General features: G+C 41.4%; 4 protein-coding genes. 3 read left to right on the top strand and 1 reads right to left on the bottom strand.

The features are described from left to right. Positions 1-106: 106 nt before the first annotated feature. Genes PX484_RS02190 through PX484_RS02180 form a run of 3 tightly spaced genes read left to right on the top strand, consistent with a single transcriptional unit; the run spans position 107 to position 2,504 of the window. Complete coding sequence (locus PX484_RS02190; protein ID WP_052275484.1) at positions 107-499, top strand: MerR family transcriptional regulator; 393 nt, start codon at positions 107-109, stop codon at positions 497-499. A gap of 5 nt (positions 500-504) precedes the next feature. Beyond that, on the top strand, positions 505-1,725 hold the full coding sequence (locus PX484_RS02185) for a hypothetical protein (RefSeq protein ID WP_287768478.1): 1,221 nt from the start codon (positions 505-507) through the stop codon (positions 1,723-1,725). Then, entirely contained in the window at positions 1,722-2,504 is a 783-nt protein-coding gene (locus PX484_RS02180) for a hypothetical protein (RefSeq protein ID WP_002804218.1), read from the top strand. The genes PX484_RS02185 and PX484_RS02180 overlap by 4 nt, the downstream gene beginning before the upstream one ends. Positions 2,505-2,864: 360 nt before the next feature. On the opposite strand, the gene metK is transcribed toward PX484_RS02180, so the two are convergent. Beyond that, on the bottom strand, positions 2,865-4,115 hold the full coding sequence (gene metK / locus PX484_RS02175) for a methionine adenosyltransferase (protein ID WP_039899812.1): 1,251 nt from the start codon (positions 4,113-4,115) through the stop codon (positions 2,865-2,867). Positions 4,116-4,489 lie beyond the last annotated feature (374 nt).

Below are 4,489 nucleotides of genomic sequence, written 5' to 3'. Positions count from 1 at the left end.
GTTGAGTGTAAAGTCAGTTAAAAAAATATTTCTTTCCCCCCCCTTGATTCTCCAGTCAGGGGGAGATTTTATAATAGGGTAACGATAGGATTAAGGAGCAAAAATAATGCTCAAAATCGGTCAACTTTCCCTAGAAAGTGGTGTTTCAATTAAAACGATTCGTTATTACGAGGAATTAGGACTAATTCAGTCCCCTGAGAGGACAGAGGGACAATTTCGCCTATTTACTCCCGATACTGTCCATCGCTTGCTGTTTGTCAAAAGATTACAATCTTTGGGTTTAAGTCTGCAAGAGATCCGCGAATGTTTAGTAATTCATGACCATGGTGAGTTACCCTGTGGAGATATTCAAGAAAAATTAATTAAACATATTGCTGAGATCGATCAACAAGTGGAACAATTGCTTTTATTGCGTCAACAATTAACCGAAACCCTGCAAGGATGGACGGATACACCAGTAAAAGACGATCAATTTATTTGCCCTAATCTCAAGGTTTAACTATTATGAAAAAGTTAATTTTATTGGTAAGTGTAGCACTTATTTCTACTCCTGTTATTGCTCAACATTTACATCTTGATTCACCTCAAACTCAGACTTTACAAGCAATTCCTGATAATATACCAGCTTGGATGTACAACAAGCAACGTAATCATATTTATCCCCAAAGAGGGGTTTATAACAATGCCATTTATAATGTCAGAGATTTAGCTTTAGACTTGAATGCGATCGCTGTTGGTCATGCCTTTGCCTACGAAGATATCGTAACGGGAAAAGCGAAAGATTTAGAAACTAAGACATACCAAAAAATTAATTGGGTTTTAAAAAATCCGCCTAAATTTATGCCCGACGAGGGTAATATTTCTCCAACTTTTGGCAGAAAATACGGTGTTTTAGAACAGGTTTTCGAGTGGGCGCATATTTTCCATGCTCAAACCGTTGATGTTTTAGCCAGCAGCAAATTAACCAACGAGGAAAAAGAAGCAGAAATTGAAAAATTATATCAATTTTACTTGACAAAAGTTCCCTATGCTATTACGGGATTACCGATGAATATGGGTTATCTGGATTCCCAGCCCTATTCTAAAGCTTTTCGCCAGAAATATCCGAAAGTAAATGGCTTATTTTGGGGCTACCATTGGCTACAAGGAACCATGTATGACTTGCTTTATGAGAAAACTTTAGAGGAACAAAAACAGGCTTATAAACAGGTGGGTAAACAATACCATACTAAGGAATTATATCGCACAGATCGAGCTTTTATGCCCATGTTTGCCGAACTTAGTCCCAAGTTTGCCCGACGTTTTCCCGCAATATCTAACACCTTTGATAACCTGCATATGTTGCACGATATGGTTAATGATATTCTGGCATCAGATTGGCTAACTCCCCAACAAAAAGACGAACAAATTACCCGCGCTATTTGGTTAGTAATGGCTGCTAATCATCAAGGAATGGCAGCAGGAAAAAATTATGGTGGTGAAGGACTACATGATCATCGTTTTGAGTCAGGAATTCCGGGTATGGGATTAATGCCAGCAGATATTTCTCACGAAGGTCATAATCACGAAAATCCTGATAATTCTGAGAAAAAACCTGATGATTCTCAAGTAGATGAGGGAGGAGATCACCAACACCATAACCACGAAAATCACTCCCCAGAAAACCCTGCTAATACGGAGAAAAAACCTGACCACAGCAATGCTCAAGAGGAACCGACAAAATGAGAAGATTTTTATTGATTGCCGTGGGTTTAGTTGCCAGTTTTACTAATCCAGTTTTTGCCAACGATCATAACAATCTTGATTCCGGTCGTCCCCTTTATTTTGATGATGCTGAAAGTATGGGTTTTGGGGAACAATCGATAGAATTTGGAGGAAGTCTAGTCTTTCCTGAAAATAGTAATCTTGGTGGTGAGTTTGATATTGAATACCTCAACGGTATTATTCGCAATGGTCATATTATTATCGGCATCGATCCGCAAGTGGGAGGACGAGTTAATAGTGATGATACAAGTTTTGATGTGGGAAATTTATCTGTAGGTTTTTTCTATAATTTCAATCGTGAATACGATAATGTTCCCGCTTTTGCCATTCGTACTGATTTAGGATTACCGACGGGAAATAATGCCGGGGGATTAGATTTTCGTCTGCGGGGAATTGCCAGTAAAACTGTTGGTCAATTTGATCGCTTGCATCTTAATCTCGATTTAAACATAAAAACTGACCCCGATGACGGCGATCGATCTTTTTTACCCGCCGCAATTCTCGGTTACTCCCGACCGATTGGTTATCCGAAACGCTTCGATCAAACTTTTTTAGCAGAATTGGGCGTAATTACCAGCGATAATAGTAATGGTGGGGTTTTAATTCGCACTGGAATGGGAATTCGTCAGCAAATTAATCGTCAAGGTGTGATCGATTTCGGTATTGAGGGAGATATTGGCACTAATGGCAATGATCAAAGTCAATTAAAGCTAAAAATTGGTTATTCTTTCGGATTTTAGCCTAGTAAACTGAAGATTAATCTTCAGGTTAGAAAATCTGATTATTTATTCCCGCTTTTGCCTCTTCTCATAAGTAGGGTGTGCTGAATAAATCTAAAAACCTTGTTGGATAAGAATTTTAGACTTTTTTCCCATCAAAAAGTGCCAGATCTTGGGGTGATCGGGGGGGAAATTTAGGCACTTTTTCCCTGAAAATTAGGTAATTGACCCCCTGAAAATCGGTAAAACCCTACACCCTACCCCCACGAAAAACTTTTTGCCGCAAACCCTAAGTAGCCTATACTCAACGAATTTAGTATAAAAAAGGAATAGAGCCTGAAACTCTATTCCTGAATCAAAATTTTCAGTTAATTTTTAACCCTATACCACCGCAGAAGTCAAAGCTTCTTTGAGGATAGCGGCTTTATCGGTTTGTTCCCAGGGTAAATCGAGATCATTGCGACCAAAATGACCATAAGCGGCTACATCTTGGTAAAAACGCTCGCCTCTTTCACTGGGTAAACCGCGCAGGTTAAAGGTTTGGATAATACCGGCCGGACGGAGTTCAAAGTATTTATTGATTAAGTCCAGAATCACATCATCGGCGACTTTGCCAGTGCCAAAGGTTTCCACGAAGACACTTACCGGACGAGCTACCCCAATCGCATAACCCACTTGAATCTCGCACTTATCGGCCAAACCAGCGGCGACGATATTTTTGGCCACATAACGGCAAGCATAGGCCGCGGAGCGATCAACTTTGGTAGGATCCTTACCGGAGAAAGCACCGCCACCGTGACGAGAATAGCCACCGTAGGTATCGACGATAATTTTCCGTCCCGTTAATCCCGCATCGCCTTGGGGTCCACCAATGACGAATTTTCCAGTGGGATTAACCAGATAACGGGTATTGGCATCGGGTTTAATTTCTAAATCGCTGAAGACCGGTTGTACTACCGCTTCCCAGAGATCACTTTTAATCTTTTGTTGGACGAGATCATTATCGGTGATATCGCCGATAGTGGCATCGTGTTGGGTAGAAACAAGGATAGTATCGATACCCACGGGACGACCATCTTCATAAATGACCGATACTTGCGTCTTACCGTCGGGACGCAGATAGGACAGTTCACCCGTTTTTCTGACTGCCGCTAAACGGCGAGCGATGCGGTGGGCTAAACTAATCGGTAAGGGCATAAATTCGGGGGTTTCATTGCAAGCGAAACCGAAGACAATACCCTGGTCTCCCGCACCAATTTTATCGAGTTCATCATTGCTGAGAAGTTCGCGATTTTCCTGAGCAGCCGTGACACCCTGGGAAATATCGGGAGATTGTTCGTCTAAAGCGACTAAAACGGTGCAACTATTCGAGGAAAATCCGTTATCTGCGTTGATATAACCGATTTCAGCGATTTTACTGCGAACTAAATTGACGAAATGAACTTGCGCTTTCGAGGTGATTTCACCGGTAATCAAGACTAACCCTGTATTGACAACCACTTCAGCCGCTACACGACTGTGGTCATCTTGGGATAACAGAGCATCGAGAATGGTATCAGAAATCTGGTCACAAATTTTATCGGGATGTCCCTCTGTAACCGATTCCGAGGTGAACAAATAACGTTTAGACAAGTGATGTCCCTCACATAGTAGTACATTTGAACGTGAAAAGATTCCAAGAAATCTTTGATCATACAGTGTAACAGGGAATTTGTAGAGATCAAGTATTTTCAATAAGAAACCGCCCGAACATTGTCCGGACGGAGTGTGGTGTGAGGAGTGAACGGAAACTTTCGTCTCCGCTAATTCCATTGTAGATGACAACTTAGAATCTTGAGCGATTTGAAACAAACTAGCCAAAAAAATTTTTATCTCTGGAAGGGGTTGACTCATCGGAAATTTTGGGTCTGAAACCCCGCCGTTCTAGGTTGGCTTTACGTTAGAATTAAAAGGCCAGTCTCGAAAACCAAGTGGACGGCGCAGCACCTTGAAAACTCGGCTTAGGG

The sequence above is a fragment of the Microcystis sp. M49636_WE2 genome (assembly GCF_030065375.1).
In the GTDB taxonomy this organism is placed as follows: Bacteria; Cyanobacteriota; Cyanobacteriia; order Cyanobacteriales; family Microcystaceae; genus Microcystis; species Microcystis aeruginosa_C.
The sequence above is the reverse complement of the archived record's forward strand: the minus strand, read 5'-3'. Positions and strand labels throughout refer to the sequence as shown.